The organism is Romboutsia maritimum (assembly GCF_002251085.2).
Lineage (GTDB): Bacteria > Bacillota > Clostridia > Peptostreptococcales > Peptostreptococcaceae > Romboutsia_B > Romboutsia_B maritimum.
Genome location: NZ_NOJZ02000089.1, coordinates 1 through 892, shown reverse-complemented (window position 1 = coordinate 892; position 892 = coordinate 1). Strand labels below are relative to the sequence as shown.

Sequence of the window (892 nt, the reverse complement as noted above, 5' to 3'; positions counted from 1 at the left end):
GCGCACTTGGTTTGGGACCATGGGGCCGGGGGTTCGAGTCCCTTCACCTCGACCAGTGAAATTTGGGCCATTAGCTCAGTTGGTTAGAGCGCCCGGCTCATAACCGGTAGGTCCGGGGTTCGAGTCCCTGATGGCCCACCAAATTTCATAGGGGTGTAGCTCAGCTGGTAGAGCGTCGGTCTCCAAAACCGTGCGCCGGGGGTTCGAATCCCTCCACCCCTGCCAACGAAAAACAACAAAATAATTTATATAAATGTCGAGGTGTAGCGCAGTTTGGTAGCGCACTTGGTTTGGGACCATGGGGCCGGGGGTTCGAGTCCCTTCACCTCGACCAATTGATAAGGGCCTATAGCTCAGGTGGTTAGAGCGCACGCCTGATAAGCGTGAGGTCGCTGGTTCGAGTCCAGCTAGGCCCACCAAATTTGCCCAGATAGCTCAGTCGGTAGAGCAGGGGACTGAAAATCCCCGTGTCGGTGGTTCGATTCCGCCTCTGGGCACCATAAGTTAGATATGAACATGGCGGTATAGCTTAGTTGGCTAGAGCGTTCGGTTCATACCCGAAAGGTCACAGGTTCGACTCCTGTTACCGCTACCAACTTAAACTATACAAAAGAACTTTGAAAATTAAACAGTAGGTTAATTTATAGAATTTGAAACAACCAAACAAAGCCAGATATATAACAGTATCTGAGCCCATCAAAACTTTTATTTGAGAGTTTGATCCTGGCTCAGGATGAACGCTGGCGGCGTGCCTAACACATGCAAGTCGAGCGATTTCCTTCGGGAAAGAGCGGCGGACGGGTGAGTAACGCGTGGGTAACCTGCCCTGTACACACGGATAACATACCGAAAGGTATGCTAATACGAGATAAAGTGCTATGAAGACATCTTC

General features: G+C 50.7%; 6 tRNA genes and 1 rRNA gene. All 7 read left to right on the top strand.

Annotation, left to right across the window (positions count from 1 at the left end):
• Positions 1–64 precede the first annotated feature (64 nt).
• A tRNA-Ile gene (locus CHF27_RS13945) sits at positions 65–141 on the top strand.
• Positions 142–149: 8 nt separating this feature from the next.
• Positions 150–225: transfer RNA gene (locus tag CHF27_RS13940), tRNA-Trp, on the top strand.
• Positions 226–257: 32 nt separating this feature from the next.
• Positions 258–334: transfer RNA gene (locus CHF27_RS13935), tRNA-Pro, on the top strand.
• A gap of 8 nt (positions 335–342) precedes the next feature.
• Positions 343–419: transfer RNA gene (locus CHF27_RS13930), tRNA-Ile, on the top strand.
• Between the two features lie 5 nt (positions 420–424).
• Positions 425–500, top strand: a tRNA-Phe gene (locus tag CHF27_RS13925).
• A gap of 18 nt (positions 501–518) precedes the next feature.
• Positions 519–595, top strand: a tRNA-Met gene (locus tag CHF27_RS13920).
• A 110-nt stretch (positions 596–705) separates the two neighbouring features.
• Positions 706–892: ribosomal RNA gene (locus CHF27_RS13915) — 16S ribosomal RNA — on the top strand; the annotation flags it as partial.